Consider the following 26,610-nt stretch of genomic DNA (forward strand, 5'->3'; position numbering starts at 1 on the left):
CAATTCAGAGTTCGATACGAGAACATACTCGTTTTGCGCAATCCAGAAAAATTCATCAGAGGTGATCAGCCAAGAATGGCGAAAGACAAGAGGGCTGCCGGAGACAAGATCGCTCCGGCAAAGGGCAGGCTGGGCATCATGATTCCCGGAATGGGAGCGGTGGCGACCACATTTGTTGCTGGAGTGGAAGCTGTACGAAAAGGGCATGCAAAACCTATCGGATCGCTGACCCAAATGGGAACTGTTCGCCTGGGAAAACGCACTGAGGGCCGTACTCCCAAGGTCAGTCAGTTTGTTCCGCTTGCAGACTTGGAAAGCCTGGTCTTCACTGGTTGGGACATTTTTGAAGACGACATGTACATCGCGGCCAGCAAGGCCGGCGTGATTGAGAAAGAGCTGCTCGACAAAGTAAAGCCATTCCTTAAGTCAGTAAAGCCTCGCAAAGCGGTCTTTGATCGCCATTATGTCAAAAAGCTGGATGGGCACCACATCAAGTCGGGCAAATCGAAGATGGATCTCGCAGAGCAGCTGCGCGCCGATATCCGCGACTTCAAGAAGAGTTCCGGCGCCGACCGGTTAGTCATGATGTGGTGCGGTTCGACTGAGATTTTCCTGCAGCAGACCGCAGCGCATACCTCAGTCAAATCTTTCGAGAAGGCGCTCAAGGAGAGTAGTCCTGATATTGCGCCGTCCATGATCTATGCCTACGCCGCGCTGATGGAAGGAGTGCCATTTGCGAATGGCGCACCGAATCTTACGGTAGACATTCCTGCAATGCATGAGCTGTCCCGCCGGAACAGCGCACCAATTTGCGGCAAGGATTTCAAAACGGGGCAAACCTTGATCAAAACCGTACTCGCGCCGGCGTTTAAGGCTCGCATGTTGGGCGTGAGCGGGTGGTATTCCACCAACATCCTTGGTAATCGCGATGGCGAAGTGCTGGACGATCCGGAGTCCTTCAAGACGAAAGAGGAATCGAAGCTCGGAGTGCTCGAGCACATTCTGCAGCCTGAGCTCTATCCGGAGCTCTACGGGAACATCTTCCACAAGGTTCGGATTAACTACTATCCTCCCCGCGGCGATAACAAGGAGGGGTGGGACAACATCGACATCTTCGGGTGGCTCAACTATCCGATGCAGATCAAGGTGGATTTCCTGTGCCGGGATTCGATCCTCGCTGCCCCCATCGTCCTCGACCTGGTTCTCTTTCTGGATCTTGCCCAGCGCACCCCTGGGCTGCAGGGCCTAGGCATTCAGGAGTGGCTGAGCTTCTACTTCAAGTCGCCGATGACCGCGCTTGGGCTGTATCCGGAGCACGATCTCTTCATTCAGTCCATGAAGCTGAAGAACACACTGCGGCACCTTCGCGGGCAGGAGATGATCACGCACTTGGGGTTGGAATACTACGACTAGTCGCGCTGCGAAGCTCTGCATTCCAAGTAGAGTGCGTGCCAAAGGCGCGACATTCTTGTAGCCTACGTGCGGCAGCCGTGGGTTGTGAGATTGCCAAACGTCCTGAGCCCGCAGGGCGGCATTCTTTCTAGTTCTGTCGGATGTGGCCTGACTTGATTGAAAATGTTTCGAGAGCTTTCTTCTGAGCGTTTCCATGGCTCAGCCGCACATGGGTTGCAAGAATGACGCGCCTTCGGCGTTAAGAACTGCTGTCTCGGCATTGCGGGCGTTTCTCATCGCCCGGCACGATCCTTCGTCATCTTCTCTCGTAAGATGTGCATCTCAACCGGAGATGCGCGGCCACTTCGATTGCCGGACTCGGCGCAAAGGCCAATTTCTTGGCGTTGTCCTCTGCTTCTCCTTTTTAATCAGCTTACCGGTCTTTTCCATCACAGGTACTTTTCAGGGCCGGGTTGTAGAGGGTACGAAGCGGGAAGCAGGCAAGTACATTTACGTAGCTGGCCGAGGTGGCTTGATGCGGCGGGTTAACATCCAGAAATGCCGCGTGCGTTTTGGCGCCGATGTGCCGCCTTCCCAGCGAGTTGCGAGCGCTTCCGAGTCCCTCAAGGACAGCGCCGAAGTACGAGTGACGGCCGAGCAGGACAATGAGGGCGAGTGGATGGCTTCTGAGATTGTGATCCTTAAATTGCCCGAGATCGACAGAGCACGGCTGCGGATTTAAGGACCCGATAGTCCCGCCGGAAGTGCATGTACCTTGAGTCCGCGGCTTGCCACTGGGCGTACACTTGATGTGGAGGCGTCAGGATCGGTCTTGCGGAATTTATCTGATTTCCTACCGAAACTAAGCTTTAGAAAAGGCGTCTAACAGGGTAGGGCTTTGTGTCTCAAATCGCCTCACCTAAACGGAGTAAAGGACTTATGAAACACCTGGCAAAGTGGATGCTGGCTGGAGTTCTCGCATGCACGTTATCGGTTCTGCCGGCTAGCGCTCGGTCAAACGACCACCCTAAAGACGACCCAAAGGACCCGCAAACCCAACCTGTTCCTACCATCGATAACGTAAAGAAGGGCAGTCTCGACGATGTGAATGCGATTGGCAATCGCGACATCGGCAATAAAGGCTTGGGGAATTGGTACTCGATCGAAAAGGAAGTCTCCATGGGCAAGCAGTACGCCCAGCAGGTGGAGCAGAGCGCCAAACTGGTGACCGATCCGGTGGTGAACGAATACGTAAATCGCATCGGGCAGAACCTGGTGCGCCACTCCGATGCGAAGGTGCCGTTCACAATTAAAGTCATCGATGACGATCAAATCAACGCCTTCGCACTTCCCGGTGGCTTCTTCTATGTAAACACTGGAACAATTCTGGCCGCCGATGACGAGTCGGAGCTGGCTGGCGTTATGGCGCATGAGATCGCCCACGTTTGCGCCCGCCACGCCATGCGCCAGATGACGCGCGCTAATTGGGCGAACTTTGCCACCATCCCGCTGATCTTTATCGGCGGTGGAATCGGTTATGCGGCGTACGAAGCTGCCGGTATCGGCATTCCGCTCACCTTCATGAAATTCTCGCGTGGATTCGAGGCGCAAGCCGACTATCTGGGAACCCAGTATCTCTATGCCAGCGGCTACGATCCGCAGGCGATGGTCGACTTCTTCGAAAAGATCGAGGCTACGGAAAAGAAAAAGCCTGGCGCGTTGGCGAAGGCCTTTGCTTCGCATCCTGCGACTCCGGATCGCGTTGAGCATACGCAGCAGGAGATCGCCAGAATTCTGCCGCAGAAGGATGAATACGTAGTTACCACTTCGGAATTCGATCAGGTGAAGGCGCGACTGGCGGCTCTGGAGAATCGTCGCAAAGTCATCGACGACAAGGACACGAGCAAGCCTTCTCTGCGTCGTGCGTCGAACAAGACGGATAAAGATGGCAAGACGACCGACGATGATCGTCCTACGTTGCATCGTCGTGATAACAACGACTAATTTCCGTTTTCGGTAGTAAAAAAGGGCGGTCCATTTTGGACCGCCCTTTTTTGTTTTCGTAGAGGCGCAGCATGCTACGTCTCTACCTTCTGCTATCATGCCCATCCTATGGGCGACCAAAGTGGGCAGCAGACTATCGTGAAAACGAAGTTTCGCGTGCGCGATTACATGACGAGCACGGTGACTTCCCTGACGGTCGATGCACGCCTTCTGGATGCTGCAGTGCTGATTCGCCGCACCGGAAAACGCCATGTGCCGGTGGTCTCGGCTGACGGGAAGGCAGTTGGCATCATCAGCGACCGCGATGTTTCGCGGCTTGCTCCCTCAGTCCTCTCAAAACTCAGCGCGGACGAATACAACAAAATCTTCGAGGGCACATCGGTGACGCAGGCAATGACCAGAGACCCGATCACAATTCATCCCGACGCGCCTGTGCAGCAAGCGGTTCACATCATGATCACAAAAAAGTTTTCGTCCGTGTTGGTCGCGGAGTCTGATGGAAAATTGGTGGGAATCATCACCGTCACCGATCTTCTTTCCTTGCTCGATCGAGTGCTAGTCACAGCTGATCAAGTCTGAGCTTACTGCGGCCGTAGAGCACAGAGGAGTGCCGGGTTTGTGCGGCACGTGTGGCATATCCGAGTTCCGCGGTCCTTGCGGGACGGCTGAATTCTGAAACCAGATACCCCGACAGCAGACTCAATATCCTTCGGGCTTTTTTGGCGAACTGAATGAAATGCAAAAAGATGGACCGGAATCCGGTCCATCTTTGATGAGAAAAATGTCGACGATCAGGCGGTCTTTGCCAGCGACGTCACTGGCTCAGAAATCGTTGTCACCGTCGAAGTTTTCGGCGCAGAGGTGAGAATTTTCATCTCCTGCCAGTCATAAGCGAATTCTTTGCCACAATCGAGGCACACTACGTATGTCCCAGTTTGGGCCGCGGCCCCGGATCGACGCGCGCCCTTAGCCGTTCTCGGGAAACTGTAATTCTTGTGCCAACAACCGAAGAACAGATCGACCAGACTCATCACAACACCCCTTGGCAGATAACACCCAGAAAGAAGCCCTTTATAATCCAGCTTCTCTCCTTGTCAAGACGTTAGATTCAGAAGAGCTGAATTTGGTTCCTTAACGTTTCGCTACTTTCTTTAAGTTGCAACTTTTTGCTTCAATGGGGTAAACCCCGAATCTCGCCCAGAGGTGCTGTGGAATTCATAATTCATTGATGCTGCTGGACTTAGAGCATCCGTCTCAACGCTCAACCCGGATGAGACTATCAAGACTGTTCCGAAACGGGTGTTAAAGCAATTGAGACGCCAACTCACGTCAGCTCGGTTCCAAGAGTTTCGGGGATAAAAATTGCAATCAGAGCAGAAAGAAGAAATGCGACGGCGCAAACATAAAAAGCGGAATTGAGTCCGTGCTGCTGACCGATTCTTCCGATGGTGAACGGCGCAACGGAGCTCATCGCGCGTGCTCCATTGTAGGTAAAGCCTAGCGCACGTGCGCGAACGTCGGTCGGAAATAGTTCGCTCCCGATAATTCCCGATCCGGAAAAGAAGCCAGTGCCAAAAAATGCCACGATCGCACCGAGCACGAGTAATACGGCTGGCTCTCGCGCGGCTGCATAAAGCGGAACGAACGCGGCAGCCATGACTGTGTAAAGAATTACCGATGGACGTCGTCCCAGGCGATCCGCTACCCAGCCGAATGTAGAGTAGCCGGGCGCCATCCCTATTAGATTGAGAAAGACCAATAATCCCGTCGTATTGAGCGCACTAAATCCACGACCGCCTTGCTCGACAGGCAGTGAGAGATAAGGCGGGATCCAGGTAAACAAGCCCCACCAGCCGAACATTCCGAACATGTTCATCAGAAGCAGCGTCACCGTCTTCCTTCGGTATCGCTTGCCGAACAGGTCGACGAAACGAACTTGCTCGCTCGCGGTCGTTGGCGGAGCGCCGGTTCGCCGCTCTTTCCAAAGTTCCGATTCGGGAACACCCTGCTGTATCCACAGCGTAACAAGCGCCGGCAATACCCCGACAAAAAAGACGAATCGCCACGTTGTTCTTTGCAGCATCACACCCGCGACCACGGCAGCTAATGCATAACCGATTGCCCAGGAGCTCTGCACGACGGCAAGGGCTCGGGCGCGAAACTGAGTTGGCCAGCTCTCCGCGACGAGCGTTGCCCCAGTGTTCCACTCGCCTCCCATGCCTAATCCAAGAAGAAAGCGCACGCAAGCCAGCACGACCACTGAAGTTGCCAGCCCACTGGCAAAGGAGCAAACCGAATAAGTGAGGATGCTCAGCATGAGGGCTCGTGTGCGACCGATGCGGTCGGCGATGAAGCCGAACAGCACGCCTCCGATACCGGATGCAAGCAGGGTGAGGGTGTTCAGCAGACCTGCCGTCTGCTTACTCATGTGCAGGTCCCGGATAATGTAGGCGACGACCAGCGAATAGAGCATTACGTCGAATGCGTCGAGCATCCATCCGAGCGCGGCGGCTAGGAGAGTTCGACGCTGTGCTGGAGTCGCTTCCGCAATGAATGCGAAGGGATTAGCCATTTAACGAGGGCAAGAGCTTAGCAGGTGTTCTTTTGTCGGGGCCGCGTTTGTGCAAAAAACTCGTCCATGTTACTCTGCTAGAGAGACTTAAAGGACTCGAACAAATAATAGGAGTGTCACCAGCTTCAGTGTTAGCTAGAGAGCGTAAACAAGACGTCATTACCCGGTTCCGCACCCACGATAACGATACCGGCAGCCCCGAGGTACAGATCGCGGTGCTCAGTGAACGCATCGGTGAATTGACGGAACACTTCAAGTCGCACCAAAAGGATCACGCCTCCCGCCGCGGTCTCCTGATGATGGTCAGTAAGCGTCGCCGCCTGCTCGACTACCTCAAGAACTACGATTCCGAGCGTTATAAGGACGTAATCCAGAAACTCGGCATTCGCAAGTAACAGGACCAGGGGCGGCCATTCTCCGCGATTTTGGCCGCATTTCGAGCGAACTCGAATTGGCCAAAGTGTAAGCGCCCCGCGAAGACCGGCCTGCTTCCTCCCGAGCGTGCATGATGCCGACCTTCGGTCGAGACCAGCTTTGCTGTCTGCCCTACACCGTTCGTCTCGAACCTTCACTAGTGGAAGGTACAGGTACCTTTCCGCTTGCTCACCCCTCCAAGCTGCCCGCTGGCAGCCCTCCAAATGAAATGAGGAATTCATGAAGCAAGACGCATCCGTTGAACTCACAGGCGGTAAGCGACTCGAATTTGAAACTGGCCGTTTAGCCAAACAGGCTCCCGGTGCTGCTGTAGTCAGAATCGGTGACAACGTAGTACTCGCTACGGCCGTAGCGGCTCCTGAGCCTCGGGAAGGACAAGACTTCTTCCCATTAACCGTCGATTACCGCGAGTACACCTATGCTGGTGGACGCATTCCTGGCGGATTTATCAAGCGAGAGGGCCGTCCTAGCGAACGCGAAATTCTTACCGCGCGGCAGATTGATCGTCCCATCCGGCCGCTGTTCCCGGAAAACTTCAAGAACGAAACCCAGGTGATTGCGCTCGTGCTTTCGGCTGATACCGAGAATGATCCTGACGTGGCCGCGATTAACGCGGCGTCCTGTGCGATTACCTTGTCTGACGTTCCATTTGCCGGACCGGTAGGCGCAGTTCGCGTCGGAATCGTGAATGGCGAGATGGTGATCAACCCTAGTTATGCGGAACGGCGCGAGAGCCTGCTCAACATCATGGTGGTCGGCACAAAAGACGGCATTGTGATGATTGAGTCGGGAGCAAACGAAGTCACCGAAGACAAAGTAGTAGATGCGATCGAGTTTGCCCATACCGAAATCAAGAAGATCGTTTCGGCGATCACGGATTTGGCCTCGCGAGCAGGCAAGCCGAAACGTCAGATCGCTCCGCCGGAGTTCGACGAGAAGTACTTCCGCGAGCTCAAGTCGAAAATTGGCGACCGCCTGAGTGACGCACTCGATACCAAGAAGTATCCGAAGATCGAGAGCTATACGAAAGTCGCGGAGATCGAGAAGGAACTCAAGTCGAAGCTGCCGGAGGGTGATGAAGCTGCCGCGGAAAAGCTTGAGCACTATTACGAAGTTCTGCGCGAGCGCCTGTTCCGCGAGCAGGTGACTAAGGGTCGCATGCGTCCCGATCGCCGCAAGTTCGATGAGATTCGCAACATCACCATTGAAACCAGTGTACTTCCGAGAACCCACGGTTCGGCGATCTTTACCCGCGGTGAAACACAAGCGTTGGTCACGACCACTTTGGGAACCTCTGACGACGTGCAGCGGCTGGAGAATTTTGAGGGCGAGAAGAAGAAGAACTTCATGCTGCACTACAACTTCCCACCGTTCTCGGTGGGCGAGACTGGCCGAATGACCGGTGTGGGACGTCGAGAAATTGGACATGGCGCACTGGCAGAGCGCGCGATTACTGCCGTGCTGCCAGACGCTGACACCTGGCCGTACACGATGCGCATCGTCTCCGACATTCTCGAATCGAACGGTTCCTCCTCAATGGCATCGGTCTGTGGCGCCGCCTTGTCGCTTATGGATGCTGGAGTGCCGATCAAGGCCCCGGTTGCCGGAGTAGCGATGGGCTTGGTGAAAGAGGGTGACGATTACTCCATCCTGACTGACATTGCCGGTGCAGAAGATCACTACGGCGACATGGACTTCAAAGTTGCTGGAACCAGGCAGGGAATCACGGCTCTGCAGATGGATATCAAGATCGCCGGTATCACCGGACAGATCATGCGTGAAGCGCTCGAACAGGCGCGTCAAGGACGCTTATTCATCCTCGACAAGATGCAGGAAGCGCTGCCAGAGACGCGCAGCGCGGTGTCGAAGTTTGCTCCGCGCATCCATACGCTGCAGATTCCAGTAGACAAGATTCGCGACCTGATCGGTCCCGGAGGCAAGGTGATCCGTGGAATCGTCGAGCAAACTGGCGTAAAGATCGATGTTGAGGATTCCGGCAAGGTGAATGTAGCTTCCAGTGATGCAGCAATGATGAGCAAGGCACTGCAGATCATCGGCGACATCACGGCTTCGCCCGAAGTGGGAAAGACGTATCTTGGGAAAGTCGTTCGTCTCGCCGATTTCGGAGCATTCGTCGAAATCTTCCCCGGAACCGACGGCTTGCTGCACATCAGCGAAATTGCAGAACACCGCATCAAGGACGTACGTGATGAGCTTCACGAGGGCGACCAAATTCTGGTGAAAGTCTTGGCCATTGAAGGCAATCGCATCAAGCTCTCTCGGAAGGCGATCTTGCGGGAGCAGCGTGCCAAAATGGGAGCTCAAGCCGGAACACCCGGTTCAGAGGGAGACGGGGCCGGGGAGCGTCATGAGGCAGTGAGTCCCAATGGAGGCGAAAGCATCACCATCGAAGGCGGTGCTGACTTCGCCGAGGATCAAAACGAGCCTAACTTCAATCGCGCCGAAGGCGAGCCTGCGCATGCTGGAGCAGGGGGAGAGCGCCAGGGAGCACGTCGTGAAGGTGGCCGTCCAGCTGGCCGTGGGCGACGTCATCATGGACGTGGGCGCGGAGGTGATCGTAACCGTGGTGGTGGCGGCGGGGGAAGGCACTGAGAGCTTCAAACTGAAGTGCTAAGAGGAGACGCGAGTCTCCTCTTATGCTTTATAGTCCCGTTTCGAACCGAGCCGGCTGCTATGGCCAAACTGACGCGCAAGCACTATCTCTCCTACGCCCTGATTTGTCTTATATGGGGCAGCACCTGGGGCGCAATCCGTTTGCTTGTGCGCGATGTACCACCGTTGCGCGCAGCCGCAATTCGATTCTTTCTCGCGGCAATCATCCTGCTAATAGCCGCAATCACGCGAGCCAGAGTATTTCGCATGAGCCTACGGGAATGGCGGGCTCTCGTCATTCTCGGGATCACAATGATGGGGCTGCCTTATGGACTGCTGTTTTGGGCAGAGTACCGCATTAGCTCCTCAATGACGGCTGTCATCTTTTCTACCTGTCCTCTGTTCGTTGCGCTGTTTACGCCAGTAATGACGCGCACGCGTGTTCCTCGCGGCGCGGTGTTTGCCATGCTGCTGGGGTTAGGTGGAATGGCAACGTTGTTCTACACAGAGCTTTCCGTCTCGAAATATCTCCTGCTGGGAGGAGGCGCGGTAATTGCGGCGGTGATTAGCAGTTCGTGGGCCGCGGTCTTCGCGAAGCGCGAGATTGGCGAAGTGAGTCCTCTTTTGGGAACCGCAGTTCAATTCTGCGTAGGTGCCGGCATATTGTGTATTGCTAGTCTCCTGACGGAAACCAGGCGGGAATCGGACTGGAATTCGACCAGCGTTCTCGCCCTGGCCTTCCTGACGATTTTTGGCTCGGTGATTACGTTCTCTCTCTATTACTGGCTGTTGCGCAAAATGCAGGCCTATCAGCTTTCGACGATCAATCTGGTCGTGCCCATGGTTGCGATGGCGGAAGGAGCACTGTTCCTGCGAGAAAGCCTGCCAATCTTGATGATTGCCGCGGCCAGTCTGGTTTTGGTATCGGTTGCGACAGTACTGCGAGCGGAAGACGAGGCTGAAATGAGGCTGCAGGTTGAAGCTGATGCCAGGTAAAGACGCAGCATGCTGCGTTTGTATTACGCTGTCGCGCCGGTGAGCTGGCCGCTCTTCTTGTTGGGTAGCATTTCGCCGATGCGTTTCATCTGAGCGCCTACGCCGCGCAATTTTTCTTCAATACGCTCGTATCCACGGTCAATGTGGTAAACGCGGTCGATGATCGTTTCTCCGTCGGCTACCAGCGCTGCGAGTACCAGAGAGGCGGATGCGCGGAGATCGGAGGCGAGCACTGCGGCTGCGCTTAGCGGAGTCTTACCGCGAACGATCGCGCGGCGTCCTTCGATCTTGATATTTGCGCCCATGCGCACCAGTTCCTGCGCGTGCATGAAGCGATTCTCGAAGATGTTCTCGGTCACAATCGAAGTACCTTCCGCTTGTGTTGCCAGAGCCATGTATTGCGCCTGCATGTCTGTGGGAAAACCGGGATGTTCTTCAGTCACAATGTCAGCGCCACGAAGATCGCCATCGGCTTGCACGCGAACAGAGTCTTCGCCGGTTCGGATTTTTACTCCACATTCCTGAAGCTTCGATAGCAGCGCACTCATGTGGGCGGGCTCGCAGCCCGCGACTATGAGATCACCGCCGGTAATCGCACCGGCTACAACGAATGTTCCCGCCTCGATGCGGTCCGGAATAATGCGGTGCTTTGCGCCGCCCAGCTTGTCCACGCCTTTCACGCGAATCGTAGAGCTTCCAGCGCCTTCAATGTTTGCACCCATCTTATTTAGGAGCGCGGCGAGATCTGCGACCTCAGGTTCACGGGCGCAATTCTCCATGATCGTTTCGCCGTCGGCAAGAGTAGCTGCCATCAGTAGATCCTCAGTGCCGGTGACAGTGATCTTTTCGAAAACGATGTGCGCGCCTTTCAAGCGATCAGTCTTCGCTTCGATGTAGCCATGCTCCTGCGTGATCTGCGCACCCATCTTCTCAAGGCCTTTGATGTGAAGATCGATCGGACGTGCGCCGATAGCGCAGCCACCGGGCAGAGATACGCGGGCAACTCCCATCCGGGCGACGAGCGGACCCAACACGAGAGTCGAGGCACGCATAGTTTTTACCAGCTCGTATTTGGCTTCCGGACTGCTCAGATTGCGGCAGCAGATGCTGGTGCGATGATGCGCCCGACCGTATCCCAACTCGACTTCAGCGCCCATTGATTCGAGCAGCTTGCGTTCGGTTTGAATATCGCGAACGTCCGGGATGGCCTCCAGAATGACTGGTTCTTCTGTAAGAATTGCAGCGGCCATTGCCGGCAATGCGGCGTTCTTTGCGCCGCTGACACGAACCGTTCCGACTAGGGGATTGCCGCCTCGAATGACAAATTTATCCATTTTGGTTGAATACCTGGGGACTTCGGAGACTACGTCCTTGCGTCGTGGTTCCTGCATATAGGGGAATCATCAGGACCCGTTTATTTGCGTTTAAATGGCCGCAATCCGCTCGCAAGGAGCAGCGCGAAGAATGTTGGTGTTTAGATTCTAACCGCAGAGGACTGGTCGCACATCCGAGGTTAACCTGATTCGAATGATTATCTCGTGCCGGAAGGCTTAGCACTTCCGGAGGATTCGATTGCTCGTCTCACATTGCCGCCATTGGTCTTCAGCATGCCCTTCGCTTTCGCTAGACTTGCTCCACTTTTCAGCATAATCAATGCCACAGGGACGCTCTTGCCTGCTTTGAGCAAAGCCTCCTTTGCGCGCTCGCGGTCTGTATCAGCCGCCTTGCTGAGAATCGTGATAGCCCGCTCGACGAGTTTTTCGTTCTTCGGAGAGACGTTCACCATCAAGTTCCCATAAACATAACCGAGCCTCGTCATTGCGCCTGTGGTGATCATATTGAGCACCATCTTCTGGGCTGTTCCAGCTTTCATCCGCGTAGAACCGGAAATGACCTCAGGTCCAACTTCGGCTGCGATCGCGATGTCGGCAACTTGAGAAAGTGGGGAGCCGGCATTGCAAGAAACACCAACCGTTTTCGCACCCTTCTTCTTTGCGTACTCTACAGCTGCGACGGTATAAGGCGTGCGCCCGCTTGCGGCGATTCCCACCACTACGTCTTTCTTGGATGGTTTCAATTTCGCAATGTCGTGCTGCCCCAGGCTTGTTGAGTCTTCATTGGCTTCCACCGCTCGTCCGAGTGCTTTCTCCCCTCCAGCAATTACGAACTGGACCTGCTTGGGATCGGTGCTGAACGTTGGCGGACACTCAGCGGCATCGAGAGCCGCAATTCGGCCGCTAGTTCCTGCGCCGACGTAAATCAATCGCCCTCCGCGAGCCAAAGCGTCCGCAACCGCATCAATCGCCTGGGCGATTTGGGGTAGGGCTTTGCCTACCGCTCCCGCAACCTTTGAGTCCTCGTTGTTGATGGTGGTTGCAATCTCGAGCGCTGATTTGCTGTCAAGCGCCTGGGATGCCGTGTTTTGCTGCTCCGTGATCATTGATTGAAGCGCGGATTCAGTTGTTAATGCGGGCATGAGCTGTAGCTAGAGTGTAAGGCAAGTGGCGCGGCGCTGATTCTGCGATTGAGTGATTTTGCGATTTCGCGATTGAAGATTCTGCAAATCACAAAAGGGGATAAATCACGAAATCTTCAGAACTTCCTCCATGACCGCGTCGTGAAACGCCGGCCGAATCATCTTGATGAGTTGAGACTCGTTGTCCGGCCAAGTGCGATTGGTCAGCAAAGCGATGGCGAGATTGCGTTCAGCATCGATCCAAAGCGATGTTCCTGTATAGCCGAGATGTCCGAAGGAACGCGGAGAAAAATATTTGCCGGATTGCGATGGATTGGATGGAGTGTCCCAGCCTAGTGCGCGCGACGTTCCGGCAGGTAGAGTTTGCCGTCGAGTAAACAGCTCGATTGTTGCGGGACGAAATAATTGTGTTCCAAATCCCAACATGCTGGCCGAGAAGAGCATTAGATCGGTGGTGTTCGAGAACAACCCAGCATGACCGGAAACGCCGCCCATGACGCTTGCGTTCTCGTCATGAACCTCGCCTTGAATAACGCGATGCCGGAAATCCTGATCGTTGCGCGTCGGTGGAATGGCGCTTCGTAGTTCTGGCTTCGGGCCAAAGACGGTTGAACGCATTTTTAGGGGAACGAATATCTCCCGTGCGCAGAAAGAATCCAAGCCTTCGCCGGTAACTCGTTCCAGCAACTCGCTGAGAAGTATGAATCCTATGTCGCTGTAGTCGGCGCGAGTTCCTGGATCTCGTTCCAACGGAACCTGAAACGCCAACCGCAACAAGGAAGCACGATCTCTTGCCTGCTGAAACAGCTTTATGTAGGCGGGTAATCCAGAAGAATGCGCAAGCAACATCTCGAGCGTCACAAGCTTGCGCCGCGAATCTTTCTGTTCGAATTCCGGAAGGATGTCGATCACTGGCTGCTGCAAAGTGAGCTGGCGGCGTTCACAGAGCAGCATAGCCATCGAGCTGGTGGCGACGGCTTTAGTAACAGAGGCGATGTCAAAGATTGTCGAAAGCGTCACATCCTCAGAGCTCCCGTCGTACGTAAACCCTCCGACCGCTCCCTGAAGGATTGTATTGCCGTTCCGAGCGACTGCGAATGCCGAGCCGGGAAAAGCCCTCTCTTCGCAACCATGACTGAGGATGGCCACCGCGCGCTGCCCAGAATAGCCCTGTGCGCGCCGAACCACACAAGGCGCAGCGTGGCCTATCACTTCGAAACCATGCGCCCGCGGTAGATCTGTCACTCCCACAGTGTAAGGGAAGCTCCTGCAAGCGGGTGATCGTCAACCGTTCTAAGATTGAGTCCCGATCAAGAGGAGGCCGTTTTGAAATTTGCGATAGTCCTCGTGTTGCTTGTGAGCTTTGCTGCTCTTGCCCAGGAACCCCGGGGATTCCTCCCGAATTCGATTTCAGTCGGTGCGGATGGCGAATTCGAGTCTGCTCCGGATACTGCCGTGATCGCCTGCTCGCTCTCAGCCCAGGAGAACACATCACAAGCGGCGTTTAATAGCGCCAGCCGCCTGGCCGACGAAATGCGCCAAGCACTGCGCGGCGCTGGTGTTGATCCCAAAACTGTAGAGCTCTCCCGCTACAGCCTGTATCCCGTGTTTGACTACAAAAATCCGAAGCAGAAGGTGATCGCATATCGGGTTGGCACGAACGTGACGATCAAGCTGAAGGACTTCAGCAAGATTGGTCCTGTCACCGAAGCATTGGCCGGTCTTGGTGGAATCACCGGGCAGAATATGAGTTACGACCTCGAGGAGATCGATGCGGCCAAGCAGAAAGCTATTGATAAAGCCTATGCGCGTGCGAGGACCTATGCTGACACTCTGGCTAAAGCGAGCGGAAAGCAATTAGGTGTCTTGCTGTCGGGATCGGTGGATACTCAACAGGCTATTCCGGTTGTGCCCTATGCTCGGATGGCAATGACAACAATGGAGGCGAAGGCGCCGGCTCCAACGGAGGACTTTCAGGCGAGCAAGATCAAGGTGACTGCTCACGTAAACGCGCTCTTCGGAATGCAATGATCGTCGCGTCAGACGCGAAGTCATTTTCCGCAGATTAGCGAGGAGATGGCTCTGGTGTTAGCCGAGGCTTCTCCAACCTGGTGGGACCCGGCCTCGGAAGCATCTCAGATCTGGCCTCAGTGATACGTTGCTGATCGAGCGTGATAGGACGCTGCAAAATCATCTCAACCGCAGTGCCTGCCGGATAATTGATCTCATTGCCGCGAGTAAACAGAACCTCGGCTAGTCCTACCGCCCCACCGATGCCGCTGCCGATGAGCGCTCCCTTTCCCCCTCGCGCCAGTGCCCCGATGATGGCACCCTCAGCCGTAGGCCCGGCTATTGTGCCGGTATCTTTGCCCTTAGTTCCGTCAGCCTGTACGCTGCCTTCCTTGTTGATAACTCGGCCGTTGTCAGCGCCAGGAACGTCGTTTACCGATCCGGGAACCGAGACTGTGTAGCCGCTGGGGAAAATCAAAGTAGTGAAGTGAAAGAGAACCTCGGCGCGTCCCTTAATGCGGCCTGAGCGCTTTACGTTGTCGATTACACCTTGGACGTACGTACCCGCGGGTATTGCCATTGTGTTGTCGATGCTGACCGGGAAGCTGGTTTCCATATACACGCCATCGCCGGGCTTCGCAGTCTTGGTGTTTATGCCGCTCTTGAGCTGCATTAGCAGCTTCTGTCCTGCGGGAACTGTGAGTGTCTTTTGAGCAGCAGTTTCATTCGCCGAAGTTTGGGAAAATGCCAAGGACGTGCACAGCAGAAGGGAAGGAATCAGACCGCGCATGGAAGCCACCTTTGGATGAAGACCAACTGCTTATCCGGCACATGATACGACGTTTTGAACCTTGCCGCACACGCCAGCCTCGTGCTGACTTAACCCACTTAAGGAGCTGAAGTTGCGGGCGGAATCTCTTTTGCGAGCCCCAGCGGCGACCATGTCTCCAAGATCAGCTTGGCGATGTGAGCTATCAGCAGTTCCGCAGCATTCTCGTTATTCCAGCTCTTGTCCTGATTGTCATAGGTAAAAGCCGAGATAAGAATCGGCCCATTTTTGGAATAAACTACGGCCACGTCGTTGCGAACTTCATCGAGCGATCCGGTTTTGTTGGCGATTAGCGACAGGCCTTCCGACGTATCCGACGTCTCAATGTAATGCGGCACTAGATTGCGATATTGCTGGTTGCGGAGCATGTAAAGCATGTCGTCACAGAGCTCCTGGTCCTTCAAGTCGCAGCGCACGATGCTCTCCATCACTTTAGCCATTTCTTTCGCCGTCGTCTTGCCTAGGCCAAACCTTTTTTGGTCCGCCGGCATTGGACCAACCGTGGGCTTGAAGACTTTCTTGTACAGATACGTATCTTTCAGCCCCATGGAGGCGATGCGGTCGTTCACATTCTTCATGCCGATCTGATCCATCACCAGATTCGTGGCTGTGTTGTCGCTCTCGACGATCATGAACGTGAGCGCGTCCTTCAGCGTGATGACTAACGGAATGTCGAAGAATTGCAGGATTCCGGAGCCTTGAACGATATCGTCCTTCTGTAAGGTGATCTTCTCCGAAAGCCTGCGTTTCCCGGCCTTCACCTGCCCCATCGCCTCAACCAAAATGGGAAGCTTAATTACGGATGCTGTTGCAACAGGCTTATCGGACTCAATTGCGACTGTGGCGCCTGTCTTCAAATTCGAGGCATAAAGCGTCAGTTTTCCATGATGCTGAGCCGCCAAAGCTTCGATCTTCGCTTGAAGAGCCGTGTCCACCGCGGCGAAGGTGTAATGTGAAGACAGAACCAGGGCAAGAAACGCGAAGAGTGTTCTCATCTGAATTTGCGTTGAAGTTTACGCAGTCTGTGCATTTGACGCCAGAGCCAGCAACTCTACCGCAACTCTGTCGGTAGCGTGCCGTACAACGTCGCCCTCATCGACAAGGTTACCCTCAATGCACTGCACGCCAAGCCCCTCAATTCTTTCTTGATCTACCACGATCCGGCTTGCGCCTTCCAAGGCATACTTGGCTTGCAAAGACTCACTGATGGGGGCCGTATTCACAACTGCGTAGTCGAAGATCGGGGCTCCGGCGTGCTCATAGAGCTTGCGAATGTGATCGGCGGCGGTCAAACCGAGGCTCTCATTCGCCTGGGTCATGAGGTTGCACACATAAACCTTGATTGCTCGCGAAGCTGCGATGGCTTCTGGTATTCCATGCACCAGCAGGTTTGGTACGAGGCTGGTGAACAATGAGCCCGGCCCAATTGTGATCATGTCGGCCTTGGCGATCGCTTCCAGCGTCTCTGGCAGCGGCTTTGCGTCTTCCGGGACCATACGCAGACGAACGATGCGTAAACGGCTCGCTGTGATCTTGGTCTCACCGAATACCGTCGAACCGTCATTCATCAGCGCCTCGAGCTGCACATTCGATACGGTTGAGGGAAAGATCGTGCCTCTTGTGGCAAGGATCTTCGATGACTCCCGCACGGCTTCGGCAAAGTCCCCCGTCACTGCGGTGAGAGCGGTAACGAAGAGATTCCCAAAGTTATGGCCTTCAAGTCCACCTCCGGTTTCAAATCGGTACTGAAATATCCGCGAGAGCAGCGCTTCATCTTCGGATAACGCTACCAGACAATTGCGAATGTCTCCTGGCGGAAGAATGTTGAACTCTTTGCGCAGCCGGCCGCTGGAGCCGCCGTCGTCTGTCACCGTCACTACTGCGGTAAGGTCTCCGATTGCGGGTGCAGGGTCAGCTGTTGCTGACCGCGGAACATCCATAAGGCTTGAATGCGGAGCATACTTCTTGAGTCCTCTCAAGAGCGTAGAAAGTCCGGTTCCCCCACCGATTGCGACGACACGCAGCGGTCGCACCCCGGCCTGCATCCTGCCCTTGTTTCGGTCCGGGGCAGAGATGGCTTCCGTAGAAGATCCGCGCTTGCTGATGCTCGAGGGCGCCACTCCTCAATCCTAATTCAAGCCCCAAGGTGCGGGTCTGGGAAGGATTACCAGTCGAGAACTAAGCTGGGCAAATCAGCGTCCCGGCTCTGGCGGAACTTCCGGATAAAGAAGCTCGGTAAAGCGAGGATCGTCTGCCATATTTTTGAAATCCGGATCGTTCCGTGCTTGAAAGCGGTTGGAACTGTTCAGCTTGATGGCATCGTTGAGGTTACGAAGGCAATCCTCAGAGCGGTTGGTCAAGCAGTCCAGCAAAGCCAAGCCGTAGTACGCGAAGTCCGCTTTGGGGTTTTGCTTGAGAATCTTTTCCATGTGATCTCGCGCTTGGTCGAATTGTCCACCATTGATGAGGGAGACGGCGTAATCATAGTGTTCCCCCAAAGTTTTGAACGACGTAGCCCCTCGCGAGAGTTGCTGGTTACAGGTATTGAGATGGACGCGGGCACGGTCGGCAAGCTCCCGGCTGGAACCGGCGAGCACCTTCTCCAGCAGACCCTTCGCCTTATCAAACTTGTGCTCCTGCATCGCCTTCAGCCCGGCTTCATAGTTTTGCACAGCCTGTGTATATTTTGGATCGGGAGGCGGCGGAGTTTTACTGGTGGAAGCCTTCTGCATTTGAATAACGTGGCCAGATTGGCGTCCAACTGGCTTTTCTGTCTTAGATTTAGGTCCGGAATTCTTAGATTTTTCTGTCACCCTGTTGTCCATCCGACGGCATAACTTCTCGGCCAGCATTTATGCACTGAGAGTGTCGGCTGTGGAAATCGACCCATCTGTGAACACGGCAGCGCATGCCAAACAGGACTGTTCGGCACAAGCTTGTTCTTATACGCGGAGTTCTCGACCTACGTCAAATTTCCTAGGCTAGAGGCCCGCTCATCGTACGCAAGTCGATGGTCTTGTAATCGCCGCGCATGATGCCTTCCCGAATCTCCTTCGCTGTCTTCCCCTTTTTCGTCATCTGGTAGGCGTAAAACGCTTCCTGCATGCACGTGGAGCAATGGGAACCGTGATCACCTTCAAAGCAAGTGTGCAGGCTCGTGTGCCCGGCGGACCGGTCGCAGAAGCAATAGCAGGGAAGCTGATGAAGAACACGAGGCACCTTGGCCGCTGCTTCATAGGCACGACGCTGGAAGTCGTATTCAAGGTTCATTTGATCCAACTGCGCGCCGGACGCAATCGGAGTCAGCTTTTCGCCCTTTGCCGGTGGCAAAGGATGATAGGCAGGGACCTCTTTGTCCAGGAACTGCGCGGAGGTCGTGATGGCCAGCAAAATTATAGAGAGAAGCGGGAAGATGCGTTTCATTTTGGTCAGTGTTAAAAATGAATATCTATTTGTAAATACTGTACTGCTCTTGCGGCCGATTCATCTTGATCGTGATCTGGTGCTCCGGCTGATTGATCTGGATGTCATCACCATAGGTCTGCAATCCAGGGGCTATCGCTTGAATGCGCATTTTCCCGTAAGGGACGTAATTCAGCGTGGCTTTCCCGTCGCTGTCGGTCTTCAATTCCGTCCCTGTTTTGGATTGTTTTCCTTCTTTATTGACAGGATGCACAACTACGCTTGCGTTGCGCACAGGCTTTCCGTTATAGCTGCGTACGACCAGGAATTCGACGTGTGAAATCTTGTCTTCGGTGAAGGCACTCGTCGAGAGAAGTGCGAAAGTAACTGCGAATACCGCAACAAATTTGCGGCCGGGATGAACCATTCTTAGATCCTTCTTGACTCTGCATACATTGTAAGCGGGAAAGGCTCTGCCGTCAGGTTTGCTCATGAGCAGCGCGCTAACCTACTCTGACACCAATGCCCGGTCCAGAGAACATCCTGCCAGGCAAGGGATTGGGTTATCTGCGCAGGATTGGCGGATGCTCATCCTCGACTGTGTGCTTGCGCAGCGTGGGCTGCCCTGATTTTCCAGTATCAAGCGCTCGGCCGTGATTCAGCGTAATGAGCCGGGACTTCACCCGCTCGAACTCGCTGGTGGTGACAATGTAATCATCGCGCGCAGGAAGCATGTCAAGTTCCTCTTCCGCGCGGCGGATGCGGTCATCGTTCATCGGATGCGTCGAGAAAGCCCGGACAATGAATCCCGACTTCCGCTTCTGCTGTGCCTCGAGCTTCTCGAAAAAATCCACGAAAGCCGTTGGATCGTAGCCGGCCGCGTACTCATATTCCAAACCAAGGAAGTCGGCTTCGCGCTCAGAGTCCCGGCTGAATTTGAGAAACGACATTGGCACCATAAAACCCGATGCTTGCCGAATCGCAGCTCCTACCGGGCCGCCCACGAAAATCAAGGGGATGGAAGCAATATTCCAGATGTACTGCTTGGTCGCGTTGCGCGTAGTATGACGTGCAGCCACGTGGGCGATCTCGTGAGCCATCACACCTGCTAGTTCGGCTTCGGTGTCGGCGGCAAGCAGGACTCCGGTGTTTACGTAAAAGAACCCGCCGGGAAGAGCGAAGGCGTTTACCTGCTCATCGTCAACAACTTTGATCGTGAAAGGCACCTTCGCGTCAGAATGACGAACCAGAGTTTGGCCTATGCGGTTGACATATTCTGTGATTACCGAATCAGTCAGGAGCTTGGCTTGATGTTCAACTTGTTGCGCCAGTTCTCTCCCCAGCGCTTCTTCCTTTTCGATTGAATAGAAATTGAGTTTCTTCCCAACTCCACGGTCGCCGATACGATTGATGTCGTATTTGGCTTCCTTCGCTTTAGCATCGGCTTTGCGCGTATCGAATGCGGACGGTGGCAATGAGGCTAGTCGTTGTGCCGTGTCGACATGGGAAGCCTGCGGATCGGGCGTTTGAGCTTCGTCGCGGGGTGCACTTTCGTGTAGATCGAAATTGAATGGATCCGGCTCCAACGTGTACTTGGTCTTCGGCAGTGGCTCACTGACTTTCGTGGCTGCGGCCGAACCCCTGATGTCGACTTGCGGCTGCTCAGCCTGCCTAAGTAACCAGGGCGTTGCGAATGGACTGGAAGTGCGAAGCTGCTGATCGGCAGCGCTACTGCTTCTGGTGTCAGCTGATAGCTGCGCGAATCCCTGTCCGAGCAAAAGCAGGCAAACTACGCCTCCAAGTGGAAGAGAGCGGTGGAATGAAGCGTTGAGGGGGCCCGTTTTCCCTTGGACTTTGCCCATGAGTACACCTGAAGCGCCTTCCTGCTCAACGATTCGTACTCTGTGGGATAGCAGGCGGTGATGCTGCTGTTGCCTGAATAGCGAATTCAGAGCAGCAGATAATTTCGCAAGACTTAGGCTCCCACTGACGAAGTAATGTTACGAGCCAACATTCTGTCGTAAACCCATAACAATAAGGCAGTCAGAACGCCGACTCCGGTGACTGCCCACCAGATTCCTTGGGGCTGATGGGTGACTTCGCCGAAGTAATGTATGAACTTTCCTCCAAATACGCCGGCTGCAAAAGAGCCAATCCCGATGGGGAGGAAGGCGAAACCCATGTATGTGCCTTGCTGTCCTGGCGGAGCGAGCCGGGAGATGTATTCGTAGTAGCGCGGCGACTGCGTGATTTCGCCCAAAGCAACAACAACGAGCGTGAAATACGCGCCGGGAACAGAGGGGAAGAATACGAGCACGATCCAGGCGACTCCGGATATGAGAGTTCCAAGGATGATCGCCTGGAAAGCAGGAATCTTTTGCGTGAGGATACTTACCACCATGGTGAAAGCGATTACTACGAGCGGCCCCGTGATTAACATCAATTCCGTGTCGGTTCTTGGATTGATGTAATCGTGAACATAGAGCGGCAGAATGATGAACTCTTGCCAGTAGACGATCCAGTAACCGGAAAAGATAAGCAGAAAAAGCATGAAGCGCCGGTTGGATACGACAGTCCCAAAATTTTTCAGCGCTTCCCCCAGACTGGCAGTCTGAACCTCGCCGGTTCGCCGGGGTTCGCGGAAGAAGATCAATACTGCGAAGAACATCAGGAAAACGCTCAGCGCCGCAACCCGAAAGACGTTCTCGACGCTTACGCGCTGATGGACCCAGGACGCTACGTATGGTCCTGCGGCACCGCCAATGTTCACTAAAGTGTAGTAAATCGAGTATCCAATCGAGCGTACGTTCTCTTTCGAAGCTCGCGCAGTCGTGCCTACTACCGAGGGCTTGACCAGAGCGATGCCCAATGCGGGAAGCATGAGTACGAACGTCACGAGACCCACGAGAGGGATGTGTTCCCGGAGGGGCGCAATCCAAGAAGCTCCGAGTGACCCAAGCAGGAAATACGAGCAGCTCAAAATGAGATAAGCCACGGAGAGCGCGCGACGAAATCCCAGCCGATCTGCGACCGCGCCACCAAAGGCAGCCAAAAACCAGACCAATCCGCCGAACAGTCCAGTCAGGCTGCTGGCTTGTTGCACCGGGAACCTGAGAGTTTCGTGCAGGTAGCGAGCCAGCGAAGCGAATGCGGCGTAGTAGGAAAGCCGCTCAAACAGCTCCGTGATGTTCGCCACCCAAAATGGTCGTTCGAAGCCAGCCTTGATGTCTCTTAACCGCTGAGCCATCGGGTAATCGGATGATGAAGTTGTGGGCGAGATCAAACGGCGCGGTTCCTCTCAGTGTGCCTTCTGTGCTTCGAGTGCAATTGCGAACGCCCGTTCGATGGCGGACGTCTTGACTCCGGTAATGCGAATGACTTTGTTGCGACTGCTGAGGCCGGCGGCAATGGTAACGGAGGAGCGCGGCATTTTAAGAAAATTCGAAAAAAAGTTGATGCAGGCATCGTTTGCTTTGCCTTCGACGGGAGGAGCAGAAATTTCGAGTTTGAGCGCATCCCCGAGCACGCCGGAGATTCGATCTTGTTTTGCCCTCGGGTGAACTTTCACCGCGAAGGTGACCGATTCTCCCGATTGCTGGATTCTGACCATCTGCGTTCAGTTCCGCTCGCCGAAGATCGCCGTGCCAATGCGGACGCATGTGGAACCCTCTTCAATGGCGACTTCGAAATCGTGAGACATACCTATGGAAAGCAGGTCCATTTTGATTGCGGGCAATTTCCGTTTCGCGATGTCGTCGCGCAATTCGCGCAATTGTCGAAAGTATGGACGGGCTCTTTGGGGATCCTCGCTGAGGGGAGGAATAGTCATCAGGCCTTGGATGCTTATACCCGGCAGTCGCTGCGCTGCACGCAATAGTTCTTCTAACTCGGGAGAGTCTGGAGTTAATCCCGCTTTGGCGGGATCTCCGGAGTTGATCTCAATCGCGATCGGCATTGGTGCGCGGCTGGAGGCGACTACAAGTGTGCTAATTCGCTCGGCTAGCCGCAAAGAGTCAACGGAGTGTATTACTGAGAAGAGATCAATAGCCTTACCCGCCTTATTGGATTGAAGCCGTCCCACAAGCGCGAATTCCGCATCCTTTAGTTCTCCCAACTGCTCACTCTTCGACGCAAACTCCTGTACTCGGTTTTCGCCAAAGCTGCGAATGCCGGCCTCATAAGCCGCGAAGATGCTTTCGACCGGCTGAGTCTTCGTAACCGCCATTAAGATTATTTCGGCACTCCTACGCCCGGAACGGCGTGCTGTTACTACGATTCGTTCTTGAACGGAGGCGACATTTTCAGCGATGGCGGTTAATGGCTTCATGTGGACAATCACCGAGTTGCCCACGGCGTGGTAAAAACGCAGCATGCTGCGTGTCTACGATGTTGCATCGGCTGGAGTTTCACTCCTGGACGCCTAGCAGAGCGCTCATTTCTTCGTAAAGGAAACCTTCTCCAGGTCGGTAGGGCTGTACCCATTTGCCATTGATGACGAACTGCGGTATCGCACGTTTGCCTACGTTCCGTATAAGTTCGTCCACTGCGCCCGGCGTGCACTCGATGTCGACTTCATTAAAGGGAATATTGTGTTTCTTGAGAAAGTTCTTGGCCTCACGACAGTCCCGACACCAGAACGCCGTGTAAACGGTTAAGTCCATATTTCTATCGTAGCAAGACGGGAACTCAAGAGAGCTTCTGCGCTTCTAAGTTGCTGGGCTTAAAGGCCGAGCCTGCGGACGCAATTTCCCGCTCTGCGCTGATACTGATGAAATAATTGCGACCCTAACCGTAACCTTTCTGCCGTTTGTACGGATTACTCCAATGAAGACACAGTCCCCTAGGGAGACGCCAGTGAGGGCTCTGGAGTTTGAAACCGACGAACGGCTTTTGATTGAGGCCGCGCAACGCGATCCGCTCCGCTTTGCTGAGCTCTATGAGAGCAATTTCGAACGCGTATATGCCTTTGTCGCTTACCGCGTTCGTGATCGCGAAGAAGCGCAGGACCTGACGGCTGAAATCTTTCATCAGGCGCTTGCCAGTATTCAGCGGTTCGAGTGGCAGGGTAAACCCTTCGCTGCCTGGTTGCTTGGCATCGCAGCGAGAGTTTTGGCAGATCGTTGGGAGCGGCTGGGTAAACGGCTAGAAGTTCCTGGCGACGAAGTAGAAGAGGCTGCAATTGCAGCTGTCGTCGAGCAGCGTGCGATGTTGTTCCAGCTTGTCGAGGCTTTGCCGGCAGATCAACGGCAGGTCATCATCCGCCGCTTCGTCGATCAGCGCAGCATACGCGAGATCGCGCAGGAACTTGGACGAAGCGAAGGGGCCGTCAAGCAACTTCAGTTCCGCGCATTGCAGACTTTGCGCAGTCATATGAGGGGTAGATATGTTTAGTCCGGCACTTATCCAACAGCTTGATTTCGGGATCGATGTTCTGTTCGCCGAGCCTGATGCCGCGATTTCCAACGTCGATGCAACGGTGGCTGAACTCTTGGGCGTAGCAGCGGATTTGCGTACTCTGCCACGGCCCGATTTTCGGTCGCAACTAAGAGTCAGATTGATGGAGAGCGCTCTCGCAAGCTCACCGTTGAGCGGGCGTGAGGTGATGGCCTCGGCGGTCATTGCCGGTCGATCGTTCCCGCAGCCGCCAGCCAATTCCGCTAAAGAACGCATATTTCCAACACTTTTCGCAGAAGATGCAAGCAGCTATGCCCTGCACCGATCGAATTTTGCACTCTCCGTACTGGCACACGCAGTAGCGTTGACCCTGATTATTACTTCGGGCTTTTGGGTCGATCAGCATCATGAGCGGAGAGTGCAGACTCTCACGCTTATAGAACCTCCCGTTTCGGACTATTTGGCTCTCGATAATGCGACCAAGTCCGCGGGAGGAGGGGGTGGTGGTGGCGATCATGACAAACTGCAAGCGTCGCAAGGACACCTTCCGAAGAAATCTCTGGAGCAATTTGCCCCAGCCGAGGTTGTGATTCGGAATGATCATGCGAAATTGATTGCTGAGGCTACTGTGGTCGTACCTCTGCAAGTAAATTCTCCCGATAAGCGGTTGCCCAATTTGGGAAATCCGAGATCTGCGGTTGCGGGACCTCCATCGAATGGGATTGGATACGGTGCATCGATTGGTGGGGGTGCTGGTCTCGGCATCGGCAGCGGAATCGGGGGAGGGCTTGGGGCAGGCTGGGGTGCAGGCTACGGTGGCGGAGTATATACAGTGGGAGGTGGAGTAAGCGCTCCCCGGGCGATCTACAAGCCCGATCCTGAGTACTCGCCCGAGGCTCGCGAGGCAAAGTATCAGGGCACGGTGGTGCTGTCGCTGGTCGTGGCACCGGACGGCAGGGCTCACGAGCTGCGCGTTGTGCGCTCGTTAGGCATGGGTCTCGATGAAAAAGCCATCGAAGCAGTAAAGCAGTGGCGCTTCGAACCGGCTCGCAAAGAGGGTAAGCCGGTGGCAGTTGCCATCGATGTTGAAGTGAATTTCCGGCTCTTCTGATTCGGGTTCTATGTCGTCGGAGCGAATAACTCCAAGCGCACGCGCCACGTGGTCGACTCTCCCGGCTTGAGAACGACCATGCTCGTCAGTTTGTTCTTCCACTCGCTGCCATAGGGATCCGGAAGATTGAACTGCGGCTCGACGGCAACGAAGCTCTTGTCCGGTGGCGAGTAAACCTGGATTGACTTTATCTCTCGCGACAACGCCCGAATGCGAATTCCATACTTCGAAGCAGGATCAATGACCGCCGTTGTCGCACTGCCGGTTGCATCGCGCTTCAAATCCTGGAAATTGTCGTCCAGGTAGATGTCATCGAGCGGCTTGCCTTCCGGCGCCGTGAAGTTGTATTTGCCGTTTCCCATCGTGACCGGATGAACTTCGCCAGTGGGGAAGACGTCATCGTAGTTATTCATTCCCGCGACTTTCTCTGCAGGCAAATGTAGACGTGCTTGCTTGCGGTCCCCGCCGGGAATCGCGAAGTATGGATGCCATCCGATTCCCATCGGCAGCGGCTCCTTTCCGACGTTCTTGGCCGTGATCGTCAATTCGGCTGCTTGATTAGTGAGCGCGACTTTTACGGTTACATCTGTGCTGGATGGCCAATGCCCACTCCAATCACCAGCATGAAAGGTTCCCGAAACGGTCGAAGCGTCGGGAGCGCTGTGCTGGCCAACATTTTCAAATTTCGAGGTAAGCATCAGTCCATGCATCGAATGCTTCTCGGCTCCGGGGTTTTTGCCGCTCCAGTTCGCCGGCAAGTGCACTGTCTGACCAGCAACCGTGGTGGTGATCTCGTTTCCGTCGGATGAAACCTTGCCGCGAATCCGATTGGCATAGGGCACAAGGAAGGCGCCGCCAATAGTGAAAATCTTATTGCCAAACTTGTCGTCGTGGTTGTCGAGCAGATCCTTGGCATCGCCGAGCGAGGGCGCGGCGAGGACTTCAACTTCGCCCTTTCCGGGCACGTAGGCTGTGATTTGCAGCACCGCCATTCCTCGTCCGGGAAGCACAGTGGCTGTCAGGAACTGCGGCTTGCTTTGATCAGTGCTCTGGGGACGCTTTAATACGACAACTGGTTCTCCGCCAATAGAGACTGAGCTTGGGGCCGGAACAACTTTTGTTCCCTTTTGCGCTGTGTTGGTTTTTTGTGCGAGCGATTGCGTAAAAAACGTGAGCAAAAGCAGGAAAAACAACCGGCGATTTTTCATTGGCGTCGCCCTCAGAGGGGTTTTATATGGCCGTCTATGATACGCGAGCGCTCAAAGCATCGGTCGCATGATCTAAACGGAGGAATTGCGCGCCAAGGTTAGCGAGCAGGTCCACGACGATGGCACCACAGAGGCATTCACGAGGACCAAAGCGGTTCGGAAAGAAGA

27 protein-coding genes are annotated in these 26,610 nt (G+C 54.8%); 10 read left to right on the top strand and 17 right to left on the bottom strand.

All coding sequences use genetic code 11. The features are described from left to right. The first annotated feature begins 138 nt into the window (after positions 1-138). The 4 genes from DMG62_19235 to DMG62_19250 all read left to right on the top strand — a co-directional run bounded on the left by DMG62_19235 (position 139) and on the right by DMG62_19250 (position 3,975). A complete protein-coding gene (locus tag DMG62_19235; GenBank protein PYY21300.1) occupies positions 139-1,413 on the top strand; it encodes an inositol-3-phosphate synthase in 1,275 nt (424 codons plus the stop codon). Positions 1,414-1,606: 193 nt separating this feature from the next. Then, on the top strand, positions 1,607-2,134 hold the full coding sequence (locus DMG62_19240; GenBank protein PYY21151.1) for a hypothetical protein: 528 nt from the start codon (positions 1,607-1,609) through the stop codon (positions 2,132-2,134). A gap of 197 nt (positions 2,135-2,331) precedes the next feature. Beyond that, positions 2,332-3,396 (top strand): peptidase M48, encoded by a 1,065-nt coding sequence (locus DMG62_19245; GenBank protein ID PYY21152.1) that lies wholly within the window; start codon positions 2,332-2,334, stop codon positions 3,394-3,396. A gap of 108 nt (positions 3,397-3,504) precedes the next feature. Further along, positions 3,505-3,975: a hypothetical protein gene (locus tag DMG62_19250; GenBank protein PYY21153.1), complete on the top strand. Its 471-nt coding sequence runs from the start codon at positions 3,505-3,507 to the stop codon at positions 3,973-3,975. Between the two features lie 212 nt (positions 3,976-4,187). Here DMG62_19250 and DMG62_19255 read toward each other — a convergent pair whose 3' ends face one another. Next, positions 4,188-4,427 carry a hypothetical protein gene (locus DMG62_19255; GenBank protein ID PYY21154.1) on the bottom strand — a complete coding sequence of 80 codons (240 nt, stop codon included), beginning with the start codon at positions 4,425-4,427 and terminating at the stop codon, positions 4,188-4,190. 293 nt (positions 4,428-4,720) lie between these two features. Continuing rightward, complete coding sequence (locus tag DMG62_19260) at positions 4,721-5,968, bottom strand: MFS transporter (protein ID PYY21155.1); 1,248 nt, start codon at positions 5,966-5,968, stop codon at positions 4,721-4,723. A gap of 128 nt (positions 5,969-6,096) precedes the next feature. On the opposite strand from DMG62_19260, the gene DMG62_19265 reads away from it, so the two are divergent. The 3 genes from DMG62_19265 (at position 6,097) to DMG62_19275 (ending at position 10,012) form a co-directional block, all read left to right on the top strand. Next, the gene (locus DMG62_19265; GenBank protein PYY21301.1) at positions 6,097-6,363 is read left to right on the top strand and encodes a 30S ribosomal protein S15; all 267 of its coding nucleotides are present in this window, start codon (positions 6,097-6,099) and stop codon (positions 6,361-6,363) included. Between the two features lie 259 nt (positions 6,364-6,622). After that, positions 6,623-9,016 (top strand): polyribonucleotide nucleotidyltransferase, encoded by a 2,394-nt coding sequence (pnp, locus tag DMG62_19270; GenBank protein ID PYY21156.1) that lies wholly within the window; start codon positions 6,623-6,625, stop codon positions 9,014-9,016. An 81-nt stretch (positions 9,017-9,097) separates the two neighbouring features. After that, the gene (locus DMG62_19275) at positions 9,098-10,012 is read left to right on the top strand and encodes a hypothetical protein (GenBank protein ID PYY21157.1); all 915 of its coding nucleotides are present in this window, start codon (positions 9,098-9,100) and stop codon (positions 10,010-10,012) included. 23 nt (positions 10,013-10,035) lie between these two features. On the opposite strand, the gene murA is transcribed toward DMG62_19275, so the two are convergent. The 3 genes from murA to DMG62_19290 all read right to left on the bottom strand — a co-directional run bounded on the left by murA (position 10,036) and on the right by DMG62_19290 (position 13,739). Beyond that, positions 10,036-11,346, bottom strand: a complete 1,311-nt coding sequence (gene murA / locus DMG62_19280; GenBank protein ID PYY21158.1) for a UDP-N-acetylglucosamine 1-carboxyvinyltransferase — start codon at positions 11,344-11,346, stop codon at positions 10,036-10,038. Positions 11,347-11,543: 197 nt separating this feature from the next. Further along, positions 11,544-12,488 carry an N-acetylmuramic acid 6-phosphate etherase gene (murQ, locus tag DMG62_19285; protein ID PYY21159.1) on the bottom strand — a complete coding sequence of 315 codons (945 nt, stop codon included), beginning with the start codon at positions 12,486-12,488 and terminating at the stop codon, positions 11,544-11,546. A 105-nt stretch (positions 12,489-12,593) separates the two neighbouring features. Continuing rightward, positions 12,594-13,739, bottom strand: coding sequence for a serine hydrolase (locus DMG62_19290; GenBank protein ID PYY21160.1), 1,146 nt, complete (start codon positions 13,737-13,739; stop codon positions 12,594-12,596). Positions 13,740-13,787: 48 nt separating this feature from the next. Here DMG62_19290 and DMG62_19295 point away from each other — a divergent pair, with 48 nt between their 5' ends. Continuing rightward, a complete protein-coding gene (locus tag DMG62_19295; GenBank protein PYY21161.1) occupies positions 13,788-14,519 on the top strand; it encodes a hypothetical protein in 732 nt (243 codons plus the stop codon). A 34-nt stretch (positions 14,520-14,553) separates the two neighbouring features. On the opposite strand, the gene DMG62_19300 is transcribed toward DMG62_19295, so the two are convergent. The 11 genes from DMG62_19300 to DMG62_19350 all read right to left on the bottom strand — a co-directional run bounded on the left by DMG62_19300 (position 14,554) and on the right by DMG62_19350 (position 23,390). Beyond that, positions 14,554-15,288 (bottom strand): hypothetical protein, encoded by a 735-nt coding sequence (locus DMG62_19300; GenBank protein PYY21162.1) that lies wholly within the window; start codon positions 15,286-15,288, stop codon positions 14,554-14,556. Between the two features lie 98 nt (positions 15,289-15,386). After that, positions 15,387-16,322 (bottom strand): serine hydrolase, encoded by a 936-nt coding sequence (locus DMG62_19305; GenBank protein PYY21163.1) that lies wholly within the window; start codon positions 16,320-16,322, stop codon positions 15,387-15,389. Between the two features lie 18 nt (positions 16,323-16,340). Then, on the bottom strand, positions 16,341-17,372 hold the full coding sequence (locus DMG62_19310; protein ID PYY21302.1) for a hypothetical protein: 1,032 nt from the start codon (positions 17,370-17,372) through the stop codon (positions 16,341-16,343). A 147-nt stretch (positions 17,373-17,519) separates the two neighbouring features. Continuing rightward, complete coding sequence (locus tag DMG62_19315; GenBank protein ID PYY21164.1) at positions 17,520-18,152, bottom strand: hypothetical protein; 633 nt, start codon at positions 18,150-18,152, stop codon at positions 17,520-17,522. Positions 18,153-18,303: 151 nt separating this feature from the next. Beyond that, positions 18,304-18,750, bottom strand: a complete 447-nt coding sequence (locus tag DMG62_19320; protein PYY21165.1) for a hypothetical protein — start codon at positions 18,748-18,750, stop codon at positions 18,304-18,306. 25 nt (positions 18,751-18,775) lie between these two features. Next, positions 18,776-19,222, bottom strand: a complete 447-nt coding sequence (locus tag DMG62_19325; GenBank protein PYY21166.1) for a hypothetical protein — start codon at positions 19,220-19,222, stop codon at positions 18,776-18,778. Between the two features lie 70 nt (positions 19,223-19,292). Continuing rightward, on the bottom strand, positions 19,293-20,591 hold the full coding sequence (locus tag DMG62_19330; GenBank protein ID PYY21167.1) for a peptidase M48: 1,299 nt from the start codon (positions 20,589-20,591) through the stop codon (positions 19,293-19,295). A 113-nt stretch (positions 20,592-20,704) separates the two neighbouring features. Next, a complete protein-coding gene (locus DMG62_19335; GenBank protein PYY21168.1) occupies positions 20,705-21,976 on the bottom strand; it encodes an MFS transporter in 1,272 nt (423 codons plus the stop codon). Between the two features lie 51 nt (positions 21,977-22,027). Continuing rightward, positions 22,028-22,339: a YggU family protein gene (locus tag DMG62_19340; GenBank protein ID PYY21169.1), complete on the bottom strand. Its 312-nt coding sequence runs from the start codon at positions 22,337-22,339 to the stop codon at positions 22,028-22,030. Between the two features lie 6 nt (positions 22,340-22,345). Continuing rightward, a complete protein-coding gene (locus DMG62_19345) occupies positions 22,346-23,056 on the bottom strand; it encodes a YggS family pyridoxal phosphate-dependent enzyme (protein PYY21303.1) in 711 nt (236 codons plus the stop codon). Between the two features lie 79 nt (positions 23,057-23,135). Further along, complete coding sequence (locus tag DMG62_19350; GenBank protein ID PYY21170.1) at positions 23,136-23,390, bottom strand: NrdH-redoxin; 255 nt, start codon at positions 23,388-23,390, stop codon at positions 23,136-23,138. A 163-nt stretch (positions 23,391-23,553) separates the two neighbouring features. On the opposite strand from DMG62_19350, the gene DMG62_19355 reads away from it, so the two are divergent. Together DMG62_19355 and DMG62_19360 are read left to right on the top strand one after the other, a co-directional pair. Next, the gene (locus DMG62_19355) at positions 23,554-24,120 is read left to right on the top strand and encodes an RNA polymerase subunit sigma-70 (protein ID PYY21171.1); all 567 of its coding nucleotides are present in this window, start codon (positions 23,554-23,556) and stop codon (positions 24,118-24,120) included. Beyond that, a complete protein-coding gene (locus DMG62_19360) occupies positions 24,113-25,234 on the top strand; it encodes an energy transducer TonB (protein ID PYY21172.1) in 1,122 nt (373 codons plus the stop codon). The genes DMG62_19355 and DMG62_19360 overlap by 8 nt, the downstream gene beginning before the upstream one ends. 8 nt (positions 25,235-25,242) lie before the next feature. Here DMG62_19360 and DMG62_19365 read toward each other — a convergent pair whose 3' ends face one another. Then, on the bottom strand, positions 25,243-26,442 hold the full coding sequence (locus DMG62_19365; protein PYY21173.1) for an aldose 1-epimerase: 1,200 nt from the start codon (positions 26,440-26,442) through the stop codon (positions 25,243-25,245). Positions 26,443-26,610 lie beyond the last annotated feature (168 nt).

The sequence above is a fragment of the Acidobacteriota bacterium genome, from assembly GCA_003225175.1.
Lineage (GTDB): Bacteria > Acidobacteriota > Terriglobia > Terriglobales > Acidobacteriaceae > Gp1-AA112.